This window comes from Terriglobales bacterium (assembly GCA_035764005.1).
Classification (GTDB): domain Bacteria; phylum Acidobacteriota; class Terriglobia; order Terriglobales; family Acidobacteriaceae; genus Gp1-AA112.
Genome location: DASTZZ010000125.1, coordinates 37,435 through 57,397, shown reverse-complemented (window position 1 = coordinate 57,397; position 19,963 = coordinate 37,435). Strand labels below are relative to the sequence as shown.

The 19,963-nt window shown below is 56.4% G+C and carries 16 protein-coding genes; 6 read left to right on the top strand and 10 right to left on the bottom strand.

Going from position 1 to position 19,963, the window contains the following annotated elements; genetic code table 11:
* Window positions 1-333: 333 nt before the first annotated feature.
* On the top strand, window positions 334-723 hold the full coding sequence (locus VFU50_21125; protein HEU5235373.1) for a hypothetical protein: 390 nt from the start codon (window positions 334-336) through the stop codon (window positions 721-723).
* A 152-nt stretch (window positions 724-875) separates the two neighbouring features.
* Here VFU50_21125 and VFU50_21120 read toward each other — a convergent pair whose 3' ends face one another.
* The gene (locus VFU50_21120) at window positions 876-2,813 is read right to left on the bottom strand and encodes an arginine--tRNA ligase (protein HEU5235372.1); all 1,938 of its coding nucleotides are present in this window, start codon (window positions 2,811-2,813) and stop codon (window positions 876-878) included.
* Window positions 2,814-3,001: 188 nt separating this feature from the next.
* Here VFU50_21120 and metG point away from each other — a divergent pair, with 188 nt between their 5' ends.
* Entirely contained in the window at window positions 3,002-5,101 is a 2,100-nt protein-coding gene (gene metG, locus VFU50_21115) for a methionine--tRNA ligase (protein ID HEU5235371.1), read from the top strand.
* The gene (locus VFU50_21110; protein ID HEU5235370.1) at window positions 5,101-5,895 is read left to right on the top strand and encodes a TatD family hydrolase; all 795 of its coding nucleotides are present in this window, start codon (window positions 5,101-5,103) and stop codon (window positions 5,893-5,895) included. The genes metG and VFU50_21110 overlap by 1 nt, the downstream gene beginning before the upstream one ends.
* Before the next feature lie 131 nt (window positions 5,896-6,026).
* On the opposite strand, the gene VFU50_21105 is transcribed toward VFU50_21110, so the two are convergent.
* From VFU50_21105 to VFU50_21085, 5 genes are all read right to left on the bottom strand, one after another.
* The gene (locus VFU50_21105) at window positions 6,027-6,731 is read right to left on the bottom strand and encodes a hypothetical protein (GenBank protein ID HEU5235369.1); all 705 of its coding nucleotides are present in this window, start codon (window positions 6,729-6,731) and stop codon (window positions 6,027-6,029) included.
* A 394-nt stretch (window positions 6,732-7,125) separates the two neighbouring features.
* Entirely contained in the window at window positions 7,126-9,615 is a 2,490-nt protein-coding gene (locus VFU50_21100; protein ID HEU5235368.1) for an ABC transporter permease, read from the bottom strand.
* Window positions 9,616-9,880: 265 nt separating this feature from the next.
* Window positions 9,881-10,750 carry a class I SAM-dependent methyltransferase gene (locus tag VFU50_21095; protein HEU5235367.1) on the bottom strand — a complete coding sequence of 290 codons (870 nt, stop codon included), beginning with the start codon at window positions 10,748-10,750 and terminating at the stop codon, window positions 9,881-9,883.
* 137 nt (window positions 10,751-10,887) lie between these two features.
* Window positions 10,888-11,469: a cupin domain-containing protein gene (locus VFU50_21090; GenBank protein HEU5235366.1), complete on the bottom strand. Its 582-nt coding sequence runs from the start codon at window positions 11,467-11,469 to the stop codon at window positions 10,888-10,890.
* A gap of 7 nt (window positions 11,470-11,476) precedes the next feature.
* Window positions 11,477-12,118, bottom strand: a complete 642-nt coding sequence (locus VFU50_21085) for a sigma-70 family RNA polymerase sigma factor (protein ID HEU5235365.1) — start codon at window positions 12,116-12,118, stop codon at window positions 11,477-11,479.
* 264 nt (window positions 12,119-12,382) lie between these two features.
* On the opposite strand from VFU50_21085, the gene VFU50_21080 reads away from it, so the two are divergent.
* The 3 genes from VFU50_21080 to VFU50_21070 all read left to right on the top strand — a co-directional run bounded on the left by VFU50_21080 (window position 12,383) and on the right by VFU50_21070 (window position 13,989).
* A complete protein-coding gene (locus tag VFU50_21080) occupies window positions 12,383-12,658 on the top strand; it encodes a hypothetical protein (GenBank protein ID HEU5235364.1) in 276 nt (91 codons plus the stop codon).
* A gap of 477 nt (window positions 12,659-13,135) precedes the next feature.
* Window positions 13,136-13,552, top strand: a complete 417-nt coding sequence (locus tag VFU50_21075) for a secondary thiamine-phosphate synthase enzyme YjbQ (protein HEU5235363.1) — start codon at window positions 13,136-13,138, stop codon at window positions 13,550-13,552.
* Window positions 13,553-13,773: 221 nt separating this feature from the next.
* A complete protein-coding gene (locus tag VFU50_21070) occupies window positions 13,774-13,989 on the top strand; it encodes a hypothetical protein (GenBank protein ID HEU5235362.1) in 216 nt (71 codons plus the stop codon).
* Between the two features lie 149 nt (window positions 13,990-14,138).
* Here the strand turns inward: VFU50_21070 and VFU50_21065 are convergent, their stop codons facing one another.
* The 4 genes from VFU50_21065 to VFU50_21050 all read right to left on the bottom strand — a co-directional run bounded on the left by VFU50_21065 (window position 14,139) and on the right by VFU50_21050 (window position 19,944).
* Window positions 14,139-14,954 carry a tetratricopeptide repeat protein gene (locus tag VFU50_21065; protein ID HEU5235361.1) on the bottom strand — a complete coding sequence of 272 codons (816 nt, stop codon included), beginning with the start codon at window positions 14,952-14,954 and terminating at the stop codon, window positions 14,139-14,141.
* Between the two features lie 34 nt (window positions 14,955-14,988).
* Complete coding sequence (locus VFU50_21060) at window positions 14,989-17,637, bottom strand: PBP1A family penicillin-binding protein (protein ID HEU5235360.1); 2,649 nt, start codon at window positions 17,635-17,637, stop codon at window positions 14,989-14,991.
* A 186-nt stretch (window positions 17,638-17,823) separates the two neighbouring features.
* Window positions 17,824-18,132, bottom strand: a complete 309-nt coding sequence (locus VFU50_21055; GenBank protein HEU5235359.1) for a hypothetical protein — start codon at window positions 18,130-18,132, stop codon at window positions 17,824-17,826.
* An 81-nt stretch (window positions 18,133-18,213) separates the two neighbouring features.
* Window positions 18,214-19,944, bottom strand: coding sequence for a proline--tRNA ligase (locus VFU50_21050; protein HEU5235358.1), 1,731 nt, complete (start codon window positions 19,942-19,944; stop codon window positions 18,214-18,216).
* Window positions 19,945-19,963: the final 19 nt, after the last annotated feature.

Sequence of the window (19,963 nt, the reverse complement as noted above, 5' to 3'; positions counted from 1 at the left end):
GAAAGAGTGAGGCAGCAATAATACGAACGTACTAGCAGCGCAAGCGCAGAGGGATGTGGCGGATCATCGCCAATATTCAAATTTTCAGGTTCATTCAACATTCCGTCGAGAGAGTCGGGGAACCATTGCTTAGCTAGTTAGCCCCCGCCTCTGTCTCGTTCTAACGAGGCCCTTCTCGCGGGTTGCTTACATTGTCGGGGCTGTCCAAGGCTCGAATATTGTGAGTTTCTCGCGGCAACCCGTAGTGCTCCTTCAGCTTCTCTCTATTTGTAAAGTAGTACACCCCTGGAATCCTTCGCACTCACAAGGGACACTATGCAATTCGAGAACAGAATGAACAATACGGCCTCCACCCCGCAGCGCCGAGCGCTGGTCGTCGATGAAGACAAGGACCGCTATCGCCGCAAAGACCGAAACACGGCCCTGAAGAATGCAGGATACAAGGTGTATCCGGTGCTGCGCATGCCCGACGCGCGCGGCCGCTGCAAGCCCGGCGCATTCGACTTAATCGTCGTGAATGTTGTCGAAAACGCCAATGCGGCGATCGAACTGTGCGACCACATCAAGAATTGCGATCCCGCGCAGAAGCTCTTCATGATTGCCGATGGAAAAGCAGGTCTGCCGCAGCGCGATTACGTCGTCTCAAGCTGGGATGAGCTGATGGAGAAGATCGCCGGCACCAAGAATGTCGATCAAAGCCCACGGGAAATGGTGGCGGCCTAATAGGGGACAGGGAACAGGGGGACAGGTTACAGGGAAAGGCAGGTCTTTCAATTCCACCTCAGCCAACTTGCCCGCGGCGACATTCGAAGCTGCTGCTGATGATTAATTCGAGTTTTCCCCTGTTCTCTGTAACCTGTCCCCTGTAACCCTCCCTACATAACTTCCGGCGCTTCGATTCCGAGAATCGCAAGCGTCCGGATCAGCTCGCGTCGTACTACCGCAGCGGTCGCCAGGAGAAGCGCTTTTCTCCCCGCATCTTCTTCTGTGAGAATGTGATGGCGATGGTAGAAGTTGTTGAATATCTGCGCGAGCTGAAACGCAAACTTCGCCAGATACGCCGGCTCGGTGGTCGAGATGCACTGATCCACCATTAACGACAGCTTTCCCGCCGTAAGCCACAGCTCCCAGATATCATCTTCCCGATTTAGGAAGATTGCGAATTCATCGGAGAACTTCAGAGACTGTTCCGGAGTCGTATCGCCTTTGCGGAAGATATTCGAAGCGCGCACGATCGCATACTGCACGTACGGACCGGTTTCCCCCTCAAAACTAAGCGCGTCTTTGAAATCGAACGCGATTACCGCATTCTTCGTGAACTTCAACATGAAGTAGCGCAAAGCGCCGATGGCAATCTGCGTCGCTGTTTGTTTCCGCCCTGGGGCCGCAAGCTCCGGATGGCGGGCATCAACTTCTTTCCGCGCTGAAGCGATTAGCGCGTCCAGCAGGTCGTCGGCTTTCACGCCGAAGCCTTTGCGGCCTGATACCTCGATGTACGAGCGCTTCTGCTCTTCCGTGGGAACGTCGTAGCCGAGCTCCATCGCACATCGCGGCGTCAGCGCGACCATTTCGTACGAAAAATGGGTGTAATGGGATGCCTGCTCGGTGTACCCGAGCGCGCGCAAGGCTTCGATAACGTTGTTCTGAGGATCGGACTGGCGTGAGTCGATGACGTTATAGATTTCGCCCACGCCACCAAAATGCGGATGATCGGCCTCGCCGCTCTCGGCGGAGATCCAGCAGTCGTGCCCATCCGGATAGAGATAGAAGCGCCTGTACCCGAAGTCGCGCCCCAGCAGACCGAACTTCCAGAGGTGATAGGCGATGTCTTTGCCGACATACGTGACCGTGCCGTTCGAGCGCACGATGACTTTGTCGTCTTCTTCAGCTCCGTCTGCCGAAGCCGAAGCTGCCGAAGATCGCTTCATCACCCAACAGCCGTTGTTTTTGCCTTCGGTCTCAAACCGCAGCACGCCTTTCTGTTTCATCTGCTCGAAGGCCAAGTCCCAGAAATGGAGATGAAGAATCTCGCTCTCACGGGGCAAGAAGTCGTAAGTGATCTCGAGACGCTGCATGGTCTCGAGATGGCGTTTCAGAATGGCCGTCGCAATCAGGTCGGCAAGACGAGCAGTGGGGTTGTTTCCTTCTTCAAGTTTGTGCAGTGCGTCGAGACGAAACTGCTTGTGCGCGGGATCCTGTTCATACCACTGCGAGACCCGCGCATACAAATCCCAGCAGTAGTAATCGAACCGAGGCTGTTGGATAAGCGCCTGGACGTCTTCGTAGGACTTGCGTTCAAGCTGCTCAAATCCAACAACAACATCTGCAACCTGCACGCCGGTGTTGTCGATGTAGTTCTGCACGTCGACCGGGTGACCCGCTTCGCGCAGCAAGCGGACGAAGGTGTCGCCGAGAATCGCGTTTCGCAAGTGACCGATATGTGCGGCTTTGTTCGGATTGATGCTGGTGTGCTCGACCAGCACTTTGTCTCTCTGCTGCGTTTTCACTGCGTGCGCAAGCATCTGCCGGACGAAGGCGCCACGGTCAACCCGGGCATTGATGTATCCGGCTCCTGCGATGTCAAATGACGCAAAGCCCGAAATGGAACCGAGTTCCGAAACCAACTCTTCAGCGGCTTTGCGCGGTGGCTTTCGCAGCCTCTTTGCTAGTTCGAATGCGAGCGGCAGCGCGTACTCGCCGAGCGCAACCTTGGGCGGCTGCTCGATGACAATGTTCGGCAGATCGAGGTCATATTTCTGGCGCAGGATCGCGCGTACACGTTGGCCGAGTAATTGCTGGAAGTGAAGGTACAAGGAGCCTCGGAGCGTGGGGGCGTTGGCGATAAAAATTCGATTATAAACAGCAGATTACGATGATTCGTCGCGTTGACGCTGTCTGACTCAGCCCCTATGATGAAGAATTGTCGTCTTCATCGCGTCCATAGCAGCAAGCTAGCGCCGGAGACTCTCGGATGCACGGCCCTCGGCTGTGCCAAAACAGCATGGAAACAGGCGCAAAGTTCTACATCACAACCCCGATTTACTACGTCAACGCGCGTCCCCACGTTGGACACGCGTACACGACCATCGTCTGCGATGTAATCGCCCGCCGCCAGCGCATGCTCGGGGCCGACACCTTCTTTCTTACCGGCACCGACGAGCATGGCCAAAAGATCGAGCGCTCCGCCGCGGCGGCAGGGAAGAGTCCCAAGCAATGGACAGACGTTGTTGCCGGTGAGTATCGCGCGCTTTGGGATCGGATGGGCATCAGCTACGACGGCTTCATCCGCACCACCGACAAAGAGCATGAAGAAGGCGTTCAGCACCTGTTTCGCGTAATTCGAGACAAGGGCTACATCTATAAAGGAACATATACCGGACAATATTGTGTTTTCGACGAGCTATACGTCGATGCCCCGCCGGGAGCGCCGTGTCCCGATTGCGGAAGACCGACGGAGACCATCAGCGAAGAGAACTACTACTTCAAGCTGTCGGAATTTCAGGACAAGCTGCTGAAGCTGTACGAGGATCATCCAGACTTCATCTGGCCGGAGACGCGGCGTAACGAGGTGATCGCGTTTGTGCGCGGAGGACTAAAGGATCTGAGCATCAGTCGTACCACCGTGCGCTGGGGCATTCCGGTGCCTGATGATCCGAAGCACGTTCTTTACGTCTGGTTCGATGCCGATGCGAACTACATCACGGCAATCGGCTACGGCGCGGACGACGCAAAAGCAAAGAAGAAGTTCGCGCGTTACTGGCCGGCCGATGTTCACATGGTCGGCAAAGAGATCGTTCGCTTCCATGCTGTGTACTGGCCGGCGTTTCTCATGGCTGCAGGCTTGCCATTGCCGAAAAAGATCGTCGTCCATGGCTGGCTGCTCTTCGAGCAGGACAAGATGTCGAAGTCGCGCGGCAATATCGTTCGCGCCGAAACTGTCGTTGATGTTCTCGGCAACGATGCTCTCCGATATTTCCTGCTTCGGGAAGTCGTCTTTGGCCAGGATGGCAGTTTTTCATTCGACGCTCTGGTGCAGCGGTACAACTCCGACCTGGCGAATGATCTGGGAAATCTGTCGAGCCGAACGCTATCCATGATTGCGCGCTACTTCCGCGAGCAGATTCCTTATCCCTCGGCGAAAGCCTCGCGTAGCGCCAGCGATGACTCGATCGCGCAGCTTGCAGGAGAAGTCATCCAGAGCACGAATGAGCTGTATTCCGGCTTTCAGTTTTCGCGCGCGCTGGAGAGTGTATGGTCGCTCGTGAGCGCGGTGAACAAATACATCGTAGAGAACGAGCCGTGGCAGCTTGGTGAGCAAAAAGATGAAGCCAGCCTCGCCCGTCTTGCTACTGTTCTGTACACCAGCGCGGAAGCGCTGCGAATCATCACGGCTCTGCTACATCCTGTTCTGCCAAGGGCGACAGCGCGAATTTGGGCACAGCTCGGACTTGGCGACATCGCCAGCTGTCGGCTGAATGACTTGAAATGGGGACAACTGAAGTTGGGCACCAAATTGGGAAAAGTCGAGCCGGTATTCCCGCGCGCAGAGAAGAATGCCGTGCAACGCATGCAGGAAGCTGAGCAGGCGCGTTCGTCGAGTGCGGCTTCAGCGCAACCTGCCGGAGCGGGAACGAAAGCAGGTCAGCCTGCAACCCAGGCCGCAGTCGCACCAGCCGCTGCAAGTGGTACGCCCGCCGGCACAAGTTCGACAGCGGCGCAGCGCGCAACCGAAGCTGGCGGAGCCGGAGGCGCTCCGAGCAGCACCACAGACGGCCGCATTACCATCGACGACTTTGCCAAAGTGGAACTGCGGGTTGGTCAGGTGAAGAGCGCCGAGAAGGTCAAAGGTGCGGACAAGCTGCTGAAGCTTGAAGTCGACATCGGCAGCGAAGTGCGCACGATCGTCGCCGGCATCGCCGAGAAGTATGCGCCTGAAAAAGTCATCGGCATGAAGGTCGTGATCGTCGCCAATCTTCAGCCACGCAAGCTGCGCGGTATCGAATCGAATGGGATGATCGTTGCCGCCTCCGTTGGCGATAAAGGCCAGCCTGTCCTCGCCAGCTTTCTCGAAGATGTGCCGATCGGCGCGCGGCTCAAGTAATGCTGGTCGATTCGCACGCGCATCTCGAAGGCCCTCGATTCGACTCCGATCGCACGGAAATGCTCGAACGCGCTCGTGCCGCAGGCGTGACTGCGATTCTTGCCATCGGCAGCGGCACTGGACCAGGCACACTCGATTGCGCTATCCGCATCGCTGAGCAGCACGACTGGATCTACGCTTCCATCGGCATTCATCCGCACGAGGCCAGGCTGGCCGGCGAACTGGATTACCAAGAGCTGGAATCGTTAGCTCGCCATCCGCGCGTGATCGGCTTTGGCGAGATTGGGCTCGATTACTACTACGACCACTCGCCGCGCGACGTGCAACGAAAAGTCTTCATTCGTCAGATGGAGATCGCTCGCGCTGCCAAGCTGCCGATCATTATCCATTGCCGTCCCTCAGCCAATTCAGAAAATGCATGGGATGACACCCTGCAGCTTATTCGTGAGCACTGGAGTTCCACTGGGCTCGGAGGAGTGCTCCACTGCTTCACCGGCGAGCAGAAGCATGCAGCCGCAGCCCTGGACATGGGCTTCATGATCTCGTTTGCCGGAAACGTGACGTTCCCGAAAGCGGACAACATCCGAGAATCCGCCAGTTCCATTCCGCTTGACCGCCTGCTGGTTGAAACAGATTCGCCCTTTCTCGCTCCCATTCCCTATCGCGGAAAACGCAATGAACCAGCATTCGTAGCGCAGACAGCGGCGAAGATCGCAGAGCTCCGAGGAAAGAACGCAGAGGAGATCGGTCAGCTTACGGCTATGAATTTCTTTCGATTTTTCAAGCTCGGTTAACCCGCGTTGCTGGCGACCTCCTCCGATGAATCCTCGCCTGCCGAAAGACCGACGCCGGATTGCCGAATCGCCGACGCCTGGTGTTGCTGTTGGTCCAGCCCGATCACCGAAGCCGATCGTCCCCAGCCATCCTACGGCTTGGTCACCTTCAAATCGGTCACAGTTCCGTCAGTATTGTGCGCGAAGCGAATCCCATACACGCCATCGGTCGACTTCAGTTTCCCTGGCACCACCAGCTCCGATTTATCGAAAGTCTTCACTACTGTGCCGTTGATGATGCAAGAGACTTTATCGCCCTTCACCTGCATGGCGATCTCCTGCGTCACCGGCTGCCCTGGTCCCGCGGCCTTGTGCACGGCATCGTTCGCCTCGCGCCTTCCATTCAACTGGAAAGCATCCGGCCCAAAGCCACGCACGATGAAGTTCCCATTGCCATACGCCGCGCAGTAGATATAGCTCTGCTGCGGAGTTCCCATATCATTTCCGGCAATCACAATCCCATAAGGATGCGGATGCGTATTCAGGTTCATAAACTTCGGCTCAGTAAACGTCGCCGACACGGTGTAGTCGCCCTTGGCCACATTCTTTGGATTCCAATACGTGATCGCCGGGCCGGTGGTCACGTGCAGAGCGTCGCCCTCTTTTGAGAGCTTCGCATCGTTCACCGTCTGTCCGGCCTTCTCCGCACTGGGATCGACTTTCCCCTGCCAACCCGGAACCGAAATCCCTCCACCGGCTATCTTGCGATTAGCATCCGCCGATTCCTGCGCATATAGAAGATTAGCGGCAAACAGCGCTACAGCGGCAACAGTACACAGACGCCCAACAAGTCGCATAGAAGTCCTCTCCCGAATCAAGAATGCTGATTAAACACCGACCATGATTATAGAGTTTGGAAGCCCTGAAGGCACTTGACTGAGTTTTCCCTACTCTCCGTGTGCGACCTATCCGTTAGCGTGCTTCCGGAAGCTTTGCCGTTTCGCCATGCCGGTTGTATTCGCAACATTGCCAATCATTGCACCCAAATGGCTGATGAGACTATGTTTTGCCTATGGGTTACCTTCTCTTTGCCGTTTGGATAGCTATTGTTTACATCTGCTGGCACTTTGTCGTGAAAGTCGCAGGCGCGCGTGGTCATGATGAGCTCAAAGGTTTAGCAAGGATTGATCTGCCAATCCACAAGTTTCACCTAGTGTTTCTACCTATCGAAGGAGAGGCTGAAGCACTCCGCTATTCCGCGCGCAGCGATCGCATCGGATCGGTTGAGGCTGCGCGTTGAGCGGGAAGAGCTGTCGCGGCGAGCCCCAACAGCAAAACTGAGAGCGCAGCGAACGTAAGTACCACGGGATCGGAAGCTCCCACACCAAAAAGGAAAGACCGCAATAGCCGCGATGCTGCAACCGTTCCGATGAGGCCGATAACGCAGCCTGTGACGACCAGTTTTCCACCTGATACAAGAACGAGCCCAAGAATTCCTGAACGCTGCGAACCAAGCGCCATGCGAATCGCCATTTCCTGCGCCCGTAACGCGACGGAGAATGCGATGACGCTGTAGATCCCGAGCACGGCAAGCAGGATGGCCGCAACAGCAAATGCAGCGATCACGCTTGTGTTGAAGCGGCGGGGAGCTTCACTTTCTGCAAGCCCGTGCTCCATCGTCTGCACCTGCGTAAGCGGGAGCTGCGGATCGATGGACCGCACAGTATTGAGTAAAGCGTTTTCCATTTGCTCAGGCGCCGATGCGGTTCGCAGGGCAATGTAGCCGCCATTTCCGTTGAGGTCGTCCGGCCTGCCTAGCGGACCGATAGCGGCCTCGACCTGTTGGAGTGGTTGATAGAACTGCTCCTTGTCCGGAGCGTCAGGGGATCCTTGTTTAAGGTTGGCCACCTCTCCGATCACCGTGAGCCATGGCGTCTGCATGTCTTTGACGCCGATGCGGAGACGCTTGCCAATCGGGTCCTGGTTTGGCCAGATATCCTGCGCGAGCTTGTGATTGACTAGAACCACGAGCTGCCCTTTGGCATTGTCAGCGTCGTTGAAGACGCGACCGCGAAGCAGAGGAATTCCCATCGCGGGAAAGTAGTCGCCCTCGACAACCATCGGCGTCGCTGTATTGAGACCACTACCTGGTGGAGGGACATAGCCATCGGCGATGAAAGCTTCGTTGCTGTTCCCACCCGAGGCAGGAAGGATAGAGGTCAGACCGACGGCGCGAACCCCAGGCAATTGCTGGAGACGACGAATCAGCTCGCGGTTGAATTCATCCACTGCTGCTTGCTTTGCGTACTGTTTCTGCGGCAGCGCATAACTGGCGACCAAGGTATGGTCAGGACGAAACCCGAGATCCACCGCACGCATTTTTTCAAAACTGCGTAACAGCAGGCCACATGCGGCGACCAGAACCATCGCTACCGCGATCTCCGCTACCACCAATGCCGAACGCAGGCGCGCGTGCCCGCTGCCGCTGGTTCCGGTGCGACCACCTTCTTTGAGGGCTTCGTTCACATTGGTGTGCATCGCGGCAAATGCAGGCGCCAATCCGCAGATGATTCCGGTAACGATTGCCAACACAAACGCGAAGCCCACTACTTTCCAATCAAGACCGATTTCGCTGATTCGCGGCAGCGTCTCCGGCAATAGCTTCACTCCAATTCGGAGCGCCGCCGCTGCCAATGCAAGTCCCACAATTCCTCCGGCAATGCTGAGTGCCAGGCTCTCGAGGAGAGTTTGCCGGAGCAGCGCCGAGGATCGCGCTCCGATCGCCAGCCGCACTGCGATTTCGCGGCGACTGCGAATGGCGCGAACCAGGAGCAAGCCCGCGAGATTCGCGCAGGCAATCAACAGCACAACCGCAACTGCCAGAAACAACGTGCGAACCAGCGCGCGAGCCTGGCGAATCGTCTCCTCGCGCAGGGAGTGAACTACGGCGTTGATATGCAGGCTTGCCATCCACGCGGGATAGTTCCGCATGGTCTCTTTAGCGACTCGTTCGGCATCGCTTTGCGCCTGAGCCGCCGTAACCCCGGGCTTCAGTCGTCCCACCATATTGAAGTTCCATGAAGCGGAGCCGGTTGTGAGCTCCTGATCGGTTAGGCTCATCGGAACCCACAGGTCACTGTTGTTCAAGTGTCCAGGTACCAGAGGAAACTCGAAGCTCCTCGGCATTACTCCGATCACGATGTAGGGTTTTCGGTCGAGCAGAATCTTCGTGCCCAGCACGTGAGGATCGCCATGCAGCCTGTTTTGCCAGAGCGAGTAACTGATGACCGCGACTTGTTCCTTCTGCTCGTCTTCCTGCTGTGTGAAGAAACGGCCCATTAGCGGCGAGACCTGCAGCGCAGGAAAAACTCCGGCAGACATGCGTGCAGCGTTCACTTGCGCCGGTTCGCCCGCTCCGGAGAGTTCAAAAGCAGTTTGGCCGTATCCTCCAAGACTCTCGAAGCTGTGCGTGTCACGCGTGTAGTTCCGGATATCGGGAGCGGTGACTCCGTCTTCGTCGCCTCCTCCCAAATCGACTCCCTGAAGAACGTCGGCGAGCGAAACCAGACGGCTTGGCTCCGGAAAAGGAAGCGGGCGCAGCAATACGCCTTCAACGACGGAGAAGATCGCCGTCGTCGCGCCGATGCCTAGACTCAGCATTAAGACTGCCGTTGCGGAAAATCCCGGCGACTTGCGAAACTGCCGGACAACAAACTTCAAATCGCGAACAAGGTTCTGCATTCATTTTCCTTGAGCCCAGAGTAATCACATAACCATGCGATGTGGTACGCAGGATGTTGTATGAAGGTTCTAACTGAGAATGCAATTCATTTTCCGAGCCGAACAGTTCCGGATGTCGTTCACATTATTGAGATTACTCGCCAAGCACTTCATCCTGTCGCGCCAGCCGGCTGTTCAGAGCTGAAAGTGCTTGTGCGAAGTCGAACACGAAAAGAGACCTCAGAAGTACATTCGAGGCCTTAGTGCCTGTTGCCCTTCGACCTGCTTAGTTACCAGCAACCAGCAGCTCTTCCGAGTTGTTTGGAGGACGAAGGCCATCGGTCCTGCCGGCGAAGTATCGCTGGGCAAGTTCTGCCGCCGATACGTGCTGGACGTGGCGAAAGCCTGCTTCGCAGGCCATCGCCAGCATCTTCGTGGGCGCGAAGAAGCTGATGAACGGTGTGCCACTTATTCGAGCCCCTTCTGCTGCTCGTTCCATTCCGGGACGCACCTCAGGATCCATCATTTCGATCGGCACTAAGAACGACATTACAAATTTGGAACGTGGCGGCAGTGCGGCGAGCTGGCGCAGCGTGGCCGCAATCGCGTCCTGGCTCAGGTACATGCTCACACCGGTGCATGCGACGACAGCCGGGCGTCCGGGATCGAAGCCCGACGCTACGAGCCGCATCCACCACGCATCGCCTGCTTCGAAGTCAACTGGCACAAATCGCAAGAAGGACGGTATGCCGAAGCCAAGATCGATGAGCCGCTGTCGTTTCCACGCCTGCGCGCCCGGTTGATCGATCTCAAAGACGAGCAAGCGCGAGGCCAACTCCGGACGGCGCTGTGCAAACGTATCAATCCCCGCTCCGAGAATGACGTACTGCGGAAGGCCGCGCGCAGCTTCTTGCTCCACGAGATCTTCGACGAAACGAGCGCGTGCCAAAATGGAAGCGCGAAACGGCCGGGTGAAGGGACTCATGTCCGGACGGCTGCGCCATCTTTCATCCGGAGCGACTAGCTTTAGTCCGATTTCGTCTACAAACACGTGCGGCGACGGATCGACCTGAAGGTGTAGAGCACGCCACAACGCGACGCGCACAGCGGTGTCATCTGGCGCGACGATTTCCTTATCGCCTTCGTTAAGTCCCATGTGAAATCACTCTAGACGATTCAACCTGGTAGCTACCGAGTGAAACGTGCGGCTCAGCTTGTAATTGCTCATCCTCCAGGCTGCTGAGCTGCTAGCAAGAGACTGGTTATTGCAAACAGGGTGAGTTATCCATCAAATCAGGAAAGGACGTCTTCGGTCGAGGTCAGCAGAAAACAGGTACAGCCGGTTTCACTCCACACTCGGTGGTCCACGCTGCCCGCCTCGCTGTGGATGAAATCGCCGGGATACAACGTTCTATCGTCCACCTTCAAGACGCCGTGTAGAAGATGCAGTTCTTCGACGCCGGCATGCGTGTGTCCTGGATAGTCAGTACCGGGATCGAGCCGTACCAACATGCTCACGCTGTGGTTCTCCTCGTTTTTCGCGAGGATTTTGACCTGAATACCGGGCGCAGCTTCTTCCCATTCTGGTCCAACTGTCGCCTCGGGCGGAGCCGCGAATGGCTGCGTTCCGGCTTCGCTGGCGATTCGGTTCGCCAGCCGCGACCACAGCGATTCGGTTGGGCGCAACACCTCGGTGGACCAGCCGACAAACGACCGGATAACAGGGCGGAGCGTCTCGAGTTCCTGGCGGCACTCCTCGCATGACGAGATTTGAGCTTCCGCTGAAGCCAGCTCGCTTGGAGGGAGCGCCTGCAAGGCAAACAGGAACACGCGATCCAGATGCTCTTGATTGTGGGTGCCCGGTTTTACTTTCATCCGGTCTTTAATCCCCTTTCAGCGCTTCCCGAAGTTTTCCCAGTCCGGAACGAATTCGCGTTTTCACGGTTCCGAGAGGCTGATTCAACTTCTTTGCCGTCTGTTCATACGTCAATTCAGAGAAAAATGCAGTTTCGATCGCGTTTCGTTCTTCCGGAGTCAGAACCTCGAGCGCATCCCGCAATACTCGGCTCTGCTCCTCAAACAAGCAGGCCTGCTGAGGATCCACAATGTCCGTTGTTGGCCCTAAACTGTGCGGATATGTATTCACTCGTTTTTTTCGCTGATCGAAGCGCAGGCGATCAATGGCCCGGCTGCGCGCCAGGTTCATGATCCAGCCGGAGACCGATCCGTTCGCGGGATCGTAGCCAGCCGCCCTTTGCCACACCTCATGGAAGACGTCGAGGCTGACTTCTTCGGCGGTTTCTCGATTCATAACGATCCGGACAATCAGCGTAAAGACAATTCGGTGCGTTTGCTGGTAAAGGGAATAGAGAGCACTCTGATCACCCCCGGCGACAGCTCGGACGAGCCGCAACCACTCGTCCTCAGATACCCGAGACTTAGACTTATCGGCGTAGAGAATCTCGCCGAGCGTCTGTCTAACGGGTGGAGTATCCCCGACCGTCTTGGTAACCGGCGCACTCACACAAAAATTGTGCTAGGCACAAACGTGCGAGTCAAGAAGCCGGAGAAAGAACGCTCCAGGAGTGCACTCCCGCAGGCTGCGTCAACTTACGCCATACCAGCATAAACGCCAAAAGTCGGCAGCCGGATTTGAATGGACCAAGTAAATGTCGTCGTGCGTTGCCACAGGAAGAACGTTGCGTGCTGGTACAAATCCAAAATCTGATGATTGACGTTTACATAGGCGAACGTTATCCCGCTCATCCTTTTAAAAGGAGATTCGGAGATGAAGGACAGCCAGAAGTCGATACGGCAACAAGCACAAGATTTCATGAATGCACATGCGGTGGCTTCGCTTCTCGACTGCGCAACCGGATCGCGCGTACCACAAACCGGCATCTATGAAGTCATTCATCGCGGCCGTCACCGCGAGTCCCATGAGGCCGTTCTCATCAGCGGCAATGTCTTCCCAGCCTGCGAAGGCTGCGGTGCGGCCGTACAATTTCGACTACTCAGGAGCGTACCTTACATCTTCCGCGGAGGATTCCGCACGGAAGCATAGCCGTCTTCTTTCCCGAGTTCGGCCACCGGCAGTAAAGCCCAGTGATGTTGGGGAACCTGGGTAGAACGTCAGTACGCGGAGGGCTGCAATGTGATTGCGATGAACTGATCCGCTCTGCCGATGGCCAGAGCGCAGCTTTGCGAACCTCCCGCCGATTGTTGGGCGCGGAACAATTCGCCGGTATGCATCGAAAGAAACACCTGCTTTCTCAGCTTCTCCTCACTGACGCAAATCTGTCGAAACAGTTCTGTAATCCGATGGGCCTACATCTATTGCCCCCGTTTTCAAATCTATTTTCTGAAATCGGAAGCAGTCGAGTTACATCCCAGCAGTCCAGCAGAGCTTCGAGCAAAAGTTGATCGGGTTTCTATCCAATCACGGTAGTTGGTTTGCACGGTCATCTAGCAGCTCGCAGTGGTAATGGATCGTCTAAACTCGGGAATAAATTGAGGTTTAACAACACCTCGGACTCTGGACATGACTCACCAGCATCAAGTCACGCTTTCGACATCAGGTCACGGCCGCATGCACGATCTTACCGGCGAGGTCGCTGCAATCGTCGCGCATTCGAAGATCAAAACCGGAATTGTGAACATCTTTAATGTCGGCAGTACTGCGGCAGTGGGAACAATTGAATTCGAGCCGGGCCTCGAAAGAGATTTGCCGGCCTTGCTGAACAAATTAATTCCGCCGAGTCGCAACTATGGGCATGAACAGACGTGGCACGACGGTAATGGTCATTCTCACTTGCAAGCGACGTTACTCGGTCCATCTCTGACGGTGCCTGTTGCAGACGGCAAGCTGGTGCTCGGAACGTGGCAGCAGATATTTCATCTTGAATGCGATGTGCGGAGCAGGGAACGGACGGTAGTGATCACCGTCACCGGCGACTGAGCCTGGCGCTTCTTGGGCGGTCGGCTTGCTAGCGTAAATCGGACAATCGATAAAGGAGACTGGCATGCGCAGCTAGCTTAGTCTTGAGTCCGTCTTGCCTTCCCAAATCGGTCTTCCGCCACAAATCGCGGATGGTTGCGCTTGGAGCTGAGGTAGACTTCCGTAAACTTTTTCCGAAACCAAATTTGCGAATCCGTGCTCAAGCGGCAGGAGGTGTGTACATGCTCAATCGACTTCAGAGGATTACACTGATCGGCGTGATCGGCATGTTGGTGTTTGGCAGCATTGCCGCATCGGCGGCGAACTGTGAGCGGCGCGTTCGCAATGCTGAGATGCAACTTCAGCGCGCGGTTGCGCGTCATGGAGTGAACAGCCGACAGGCGGAAAAGAAGCGTCGGCATCTGGAGCAAGTTCGAGCCACGTGTCACTGGCGGTGACGACTAAAAACAGAACCGCCGTCTCTAGACGGTGGCTGGAGATGGCCGAAGTGGCCAGTTCCGGTAGAACCATGCCGCAAGCAATCTGGAGAAATGCCGCCGCAACCACGCGGCTGCCCCGCCGGCTAACACAGCGGTTCTGTTACGCGCTAGTTCGGAAGCGGTAGTGGTGGTCGATTTAGCAGACTGAGGAAGCGCGGATCTTTTCTATAGTTGGCAAATTCGCGATCCTTCTCGAATCCTTCCGATACTTTGTAGCCTTCTTCCATCGCTTTCTTCAGGTACAGAAGACAGCGATCAACATCTCCGCGCGTCGCGAACATCTTTGCAATTACGTATGAGTAACGTGCGCGTTCCTCGGGCGAGGACATCTGTGCCGTAATGCCGGCTTGCGAATGGCGTTCGAAGATATCGGGATCGAGCGACAGCGCGGTGGCGTACTCCTTGCTCGCCTTTTCATATTTGTGCTGCGCGAAGTAGGCGGTTCCAAGATTGCTGTGGAAGCTGGCCGAATCGTTGTTCATGCCGATGGCGCGATGATAGTACTTTACGGCTCTCCCATAGCTGCGCATGTTGTAATACACGACGCCTAGATTGTTAGTCGCCTCAGGAAACTCACGATTGCTCTTGATGGCACGCTCGAACAGATGCTTGGCTTCGTTGAAGTGCAGCATCTGCAGCTCGGCGATGCCCTCCTTGTTGTAGAGCTGTGCCGGAGAGGGGCTCTTTTTGATGGCCGCTTGGTAATAGTCGATCGCGTCAGCGTAGTACTTTTCGGCGCGCAGGATGTCGCCACGTTCTTCGAGCTCCTTCACGGTTGCTGTCGGCGATGGCGGCTCGATGCGACGCAGTTGCGTCGGCGTGGTCATGGTTTGCGAGCTGTCATTAATGAGGGGAATTTCGGTTTGAGCAAACGATCCGACAGCGGTGAAAGCGAACAGTAGCGCGAACCAGGAACGATACATCACGATGACCTCCCCAGGTCGATGGTCGCGGGTTCTACCTCGGCGCAGGCTGTGGTTGAGAACTCTGCGGCGAATGTTGGTCCTTATTATCTCCCTTAATGGCCCCAAAAAGCTTGCCAAAAAAGCCCTTTTTCTTCTTATCGTCGTCGGCACTGGCGGCTTGGGCAGGCTGCGCCGGCTGGCCGGGCTGGACTACCGTTTGACCAGTCTGGGTAGTCTGGCCCTGCTGTCCGGGATTAGACACCGGAGGTGGTGTCGGCGGCTTTGGACCAACTCCGAAGAGCTTTTGGAAGAAGTTGCGCTGGTCGCCTGCAGTCATCTCGCAGGTCTGGCTGGGCTGAGTGCCGGCAATAAACGCGGCAGGGTAATCGTTGGGACAAACGGGTGTCGCCAAGTAATTCGTCACTTTGTCGAGGCTTACTTCGACGACTCCCGGCGGCGGCGTAAAGTCTTTTGCCCCGTCTTTGTACTGAGGAAGGGCAATGGCCCGCTTCATGAACTCTGCCCAGATCGGGGCCGCGGTCTTCGATCCTTCAAGGCACAATTGGCCTCTCGGGCACATATCGCTGTAGTCATCAAACCCAACCCACACGATGGTGAGCAGGTTGGTGGTGTATCCCGCAAACCAAGCGTCGTGCGAAGTGCCGGTCTTGCCCGCTGCGGGTGCAGTAAAACCTTCGCGGCTGCGTACTCCGGCTGCCGTGCCGTAGTTAATGACGCCTTCCATCATCTTCGTGACCACATACGCAACGCGAGGATCGAGAACCTGACGGGTGTCGGTCGTGAAGTCCTGGATCACGTCGCCCTTAGCATCCCGAATGGAGGTAACGAAAATCGGCGAGATGCGTGTTCCGCCGTTGGCGAAGACCGTATAAGCACCTGCCATCTCCATGGGCGTGGCATCGTAGGACCCAATGGCCATGGCGGGAGTGGCACGAACCGACTTGATTCCGGCGGCGCGAGCGAGGGCTACGACCTTGTCATATCCCACTGCTTCGGCGACTTTAATGGTTGCGTTGTTCAGCGAATGTGCGAGGGCGAAGCTGGCACTGACCGGGCCAAAATACTCGTCCATGAAATTCTTCGGCGTGTAGACCTTGTCTTCATACTGGAAGACCGTCGGAGCGTCGTCGATGATGCTGGCAGGTGTGAACACCGGCTGCGTTCCCGTGACGCCGCTATTCAGTGCAGTAGCAAAGACGAACGGCTTGAAGATGGATCCGGTTGGACGGCTGGCGGTTGCGTGATTCAACTGGCTGAAGCCGTAGTTGCGTCCGCCGGAAAGAGCGAGAACTGCGCCGGTGTGCGGATCGATGCAGACCAGCGCCACCTGAGCCTCAGGACCGGGCTTCACCGTCGTAACGTACTTCGCGTTCTTGCCTTTTCCCTCGCGCACTTTCTTCGTGCGCTGCTTGCGCACGAGATCGTCCACCTGCTTCATGCCGACATCGATGGCACTCGCAGCCGCTTTCTGCAGATCAAGATCGAGGCTGGTGTAGATGCGATAGCCGTTGTCGTTCAGATCGCTGTCGCGATATTGCGAGAGCAGCGATTCGCGGACCATATCGACAAAGTACGGAGCGTCACTGGCCTCCACATTCGGCGGCGCCAGCTTCAATGGAGTCGCTTTGGCCTGGTCGGCCTGCGCCTGCGAGATCACATTGTTTTCCACCATGGCCTGCAGCACGAGATTCCGGCGCTCCATCGCGCGATCAGGATGGCGGTAGGGCGAGAAATACGTTGGGCCGTTCACGATGCCGGCCAGCAGTGCCGCTTCGGGAAGATTGAGGTCGCCTATGTCCTTCCCAAAATAGGCCTGTGACGCCTCGCCGAACCCTTTGATGGTGAAGGAGCCGCGCTGGCCCATGTCGACCTGGTTTACATAGAGTTCAAGAATCTGCTTCTTCGAGAGACGCTGCTCCAGTTCGATGGCAATCAGCATCTCTTCCATCTTGCGCTTGATCGTCTGCTGCGGAGTAAGGAAGAATCCACGCGCGAGCTGCATGGTGAGCGTCGAGCCGCCCTGCTTGTGTCCGCCGCGCAGGTCGATCAGAACAGCTTCGACCAGACGGTAGTAGTTCACGCCGCTGTGCTGGAAGAAGCGACGATCTTCGATGGAGAGAATCGCATTGACCAGTACCTGCGGCATATCGTCATAGGTGATCAGCCGGCGCTTGGAGCGGTTCTCGCGATCAAAAAGTCCGGTTACCAGTTCAGGCTCTAGCTCGTATGCTTCGAGATCGGTGCCGCCTTTTTGGGTGATGCGGTCGATCTTGCCGCTGGTGAAGTGGAGGGTTGCGGATTCAGGCGTGTGATACGACTCCGGCCCGGGCTGCACCTCAATGTAAGAGGCCCCTTCTTTGTACGTTCCTACGCGCGAGGGGTTGCGGTCGCTCGCTTCCGTGTAGCCGGCGCGGCGGAGTTGATCGGCGATGCGGTCGGCAGTGAAATCCTCTCCGACCCTGACGGTTTCAGGCGCCGCGTAAATTTTGGCCGAGTTGGCGAAAATTGGCCCATTCAGGCGCTTGTCGACGATCTTCTGATACTTGACGTAGTAGTACGCAAAGACCCCGAACAGGACCATGCATACGATGATGAATCCGGCAACAGAGGCCTTGACGGCAGGATGGGAGAGTCGCTTGTGAATCCCCTGGCCGCGTGGAATTTTAATTTTAATTGCCAATGTGGTGACTGCTACCTAATAGATTAGACGAAAGTTGACGCATCATCCATGCCGCGTCTGGTGCTTTTGAAGGCACACGGCTTACCACTCCTGCGCCATTGGATTCAGAGACTTAAGCAGGGCCGCCGAAGACGGCAGTGTCAAAGAGTACACGTTTGTGGTCGATCCGACGCAAAATGTCAGCGCTTACTGAGTGGTGCGATTGGCCGGGACCGGATCAGCCGCATCTCCATTTTTTGTCGAAGGATGAAATTGAATGTCGAAAGGGTGAACTGCGGAGTCGATGTGTACCGTGTAATTTACGCCAATGCTGACGTCAAAGCCGTTTTTGCTGATCACTACACTTTCAGGATTCACAGGAATACTGAAATCGCTGATTTTTTGCGCCACCTGCTTACGAATGCCGTTTTCGTCCACAGCAGCATACTCGGTGTTGCGAGCAATGCTCTGAATCTCCTGCTGGAACTGGTACTCCTGAATATATGGCGGGAGCATTTTCCAGGCTAGGTAGAAAAAAGCTACGACGAGGAAAACCCCAAACAGTGCTTTAAGTCTCTGCATGGCTGAAGGCCACAATTACTGCGCAATTTGGCTTAATTTGTCAGTAATTTCGGCCATCGTAGCATCGGTAATTTGACGTGTCGAGCGTTGTACGAGCTCAACCCTACCTTCGGTAACCTTCTTGCCAACATTGATTCTGTAAGGGATTCCTACTAGATCAGCGTCTTTGAACTTCACGCCGGCGCGGTCTTCGCGGTCGTCCAGTAGCACGTCGAATCCCGCCGCGCTCAGCTTCGCGGCGAGTTCCTCGCCGGTGCTGCGAATAGTGCTATCAGCGACGTTCGTAGATGTGACCACTACGTCGAAGGGCGCAATGCTGCGCGGAAGCCAGAAGCCCTCATTGTCGTTGCTTTGCTCGATTGCCGACGTAAGGATGCGCTCGATGCCAATACCATAGCTTCCCATAATGGGAGCAACTTCCTTGCCCGATTGATCGAGCACGCGCGCGCCCATCGACTCTGAGTACTTGTAGCCCAACTTGAAGATGTGTCCGATCTCGACGGCTTTTGCAACCACCATCGGCGTTCCGCAATTGGGGCAGCCTTCCCCCGGCTCCACGTTGCGCACATCCACATATTGCTTGACTGCGAAATCGCGGCCAGGAGTGACGTTGCGCAGGTGGTACTCCTCTCTGTTGGCGCCGGCGATAAGATTCGTTCGGCCTTCAAGGGCTGTATCGACGACGACTTCGAGCCCGTTCAGGCCGATTGGACCGAGATAACCGGCAGGAGATTTGAAGGCCTGCTCAATTTCCTCCGCGTGCATGGGCCGAATTTCGCGGGCGCCCAGTGTGGCCAGCAGCTTGGCCTCGTTCAACATATGGTCGCCGCGTACGAAAACCGCGACAGGGCGATCTGTGTGCTTCCCATCTTTGCTATCCCAGGTTCCAATCAGGGCCAGCGTTTTGATCTTCTGTTTTGGTGAGACGCCAAGGTACTGCGCAACATCTTCGATCGTCTTCTTGCCGGGCGTATGTACTAATTCGGGAGAGCCGTTCCCAGTGGCTTTCAGGTCCTCTACTACCTGCAGGCGGGATGTCGCCTTTTCCAGGTTGGCAGCATAGCCGCACTTCGGGCAGCTTGCGACCATGTCTTCGCCCGCATCCGTGTAGACCATGAACTCGTGCGATTGCGATCCACCCATCGCGCCGGAGTGCGCTTCGACGACAACGAACCTCAATCCACAGCGGGTAAACGAGGCCGTGTAGGCGTCGTAGTGCTTGCGGTAAGAGACGTCCAGGCCAGCCGGATCGATATCGAACGAATACGAGTCCTTCATGATGAACTGCCGAACGCGCAGCAGTCCCGATTTGGGACGAGGCTCGTCGCGGAACTTGGTCTGAATCTGATACCAGATCTGGGGCAGCTGCTTGTAGCTGCGCAGCTCCTTGCGCGCAATCTCCGTCATGACTTCTTCGTGGGTCATGCCGAGGCAGAGGTCGCGTCCGTTGCGGTCCTTCAGGCGAAACATGTTGTCGCCCATCACCGACCACCGACCGCTGGCCTCCCACAGCTCGCGCGGATTCAGTGCGGGCAACAGGAACTCCTGCCCAATCTTGTCCATCTCCTCTCGGACGATCCTGATGATCTTATTGATGGACCGTTGGCCCATGAAGAGATAGGAGTAAATGCCGGCGGCGAGCTGGCGGACATATCCGGCGCGCACCAGAAACTTGTGACTGGCTACTTCGGCGTCGGCAGGAGCTTCGCGCAATGTGGGGATGAATAGCTGTGACCAACGATGCATGGGTAAGAGTTCTATTGTA

Bases quoted from the DNA above. Each gene is read 5' to 3' on its own strand.
- VFU50_21125 (HEU5235373.1), top strand. From the start codon at position 334: ATGAACAATACGGCCTCCACCCCGCAGCGCCGAGCGCTGGTCGTCGAT.
- metG (HEU5235371.1), top strand. From the start codon at position 3,002: ATGGAAACAGGCGCAAAGTTCTACATCACAACCCCGATTTACTACGTC.
- VFU50_21110 (HEU5235370.1), top strand. From the start codon at position 5,101: ATGCTGGTCGATTCGCACGCGCATCTCGAAGGCCCTCGATTCGACTCC.
- VFU50_21105 (HEU5235369.1), bottom strand. From the start codon at position 6,731: ATGCGACTTGTTGGGCGTCTGTGTACTGTTGCCGCTGTAGCGCTGTTT.
- VFU50_21100 (HEU5235368.1), bottom strand. From the start codon at position 9,615: ATGCAGAACCTTGTTCGCGATTTGAAGTTTGTTGTCCGGCAGTTTCGC.
- VFU50_21095 (HEU5235367.1), bottom strand. From the start codon at position 10,750: ATGGGACTTAACGAAGGCGATAAGGAAATCGTCGCGCCAGATGACACC.
- VFU50_21090 (HEU5235366.1), bottom strand. From the start codon at position 11,469: ATGAAAGTAAAACCGGGCACCCACAATCAAGAGCATCTGGATCGCGTG.
- VFU50_21080 (HEU5235364.1), top strand. From the start codon at position 12,383: ATGAAGGACAGCCAGAAGTCGATACGGCAACAAGCACAAGATTTCATG.
- VFU50_21075 (HEU5235363.1), top strand. From the start codon at position 13,136: ATGACTCACCAGCATCAAGTCACGCTTTCGACATCAGGTCACGGCCGC.
- VFU50_21070 (HEU5235362.1), top strand. From the start codon at position 13,774: ATGCTCAATCGACTTCAGAGGATTACACTGATCGGCGTGATCGGCATG.
- VFU50_21065 (HEU5235361.1), bottom strand. From the start codon at position 14,954: ATGTATCGTTCCTGGTTCGCGCTACTGTTCGCTTTCACCGCTGTCGGA.
- VFU50_21055 (HEU5235359.1), bottom strand. From the start codon at position 18,132: ATGCTCCCGCCATATATTCAGGAGTACCAGTTCCAGCAGGAGATTCAG.
- VFU50_21050 (HEU5235358.1), bottom strand. From the start codon at position 19,944: ATGCATCGTTGGTCACAGCTATTCATCCCCACATTGCGCGAAGCTCCT.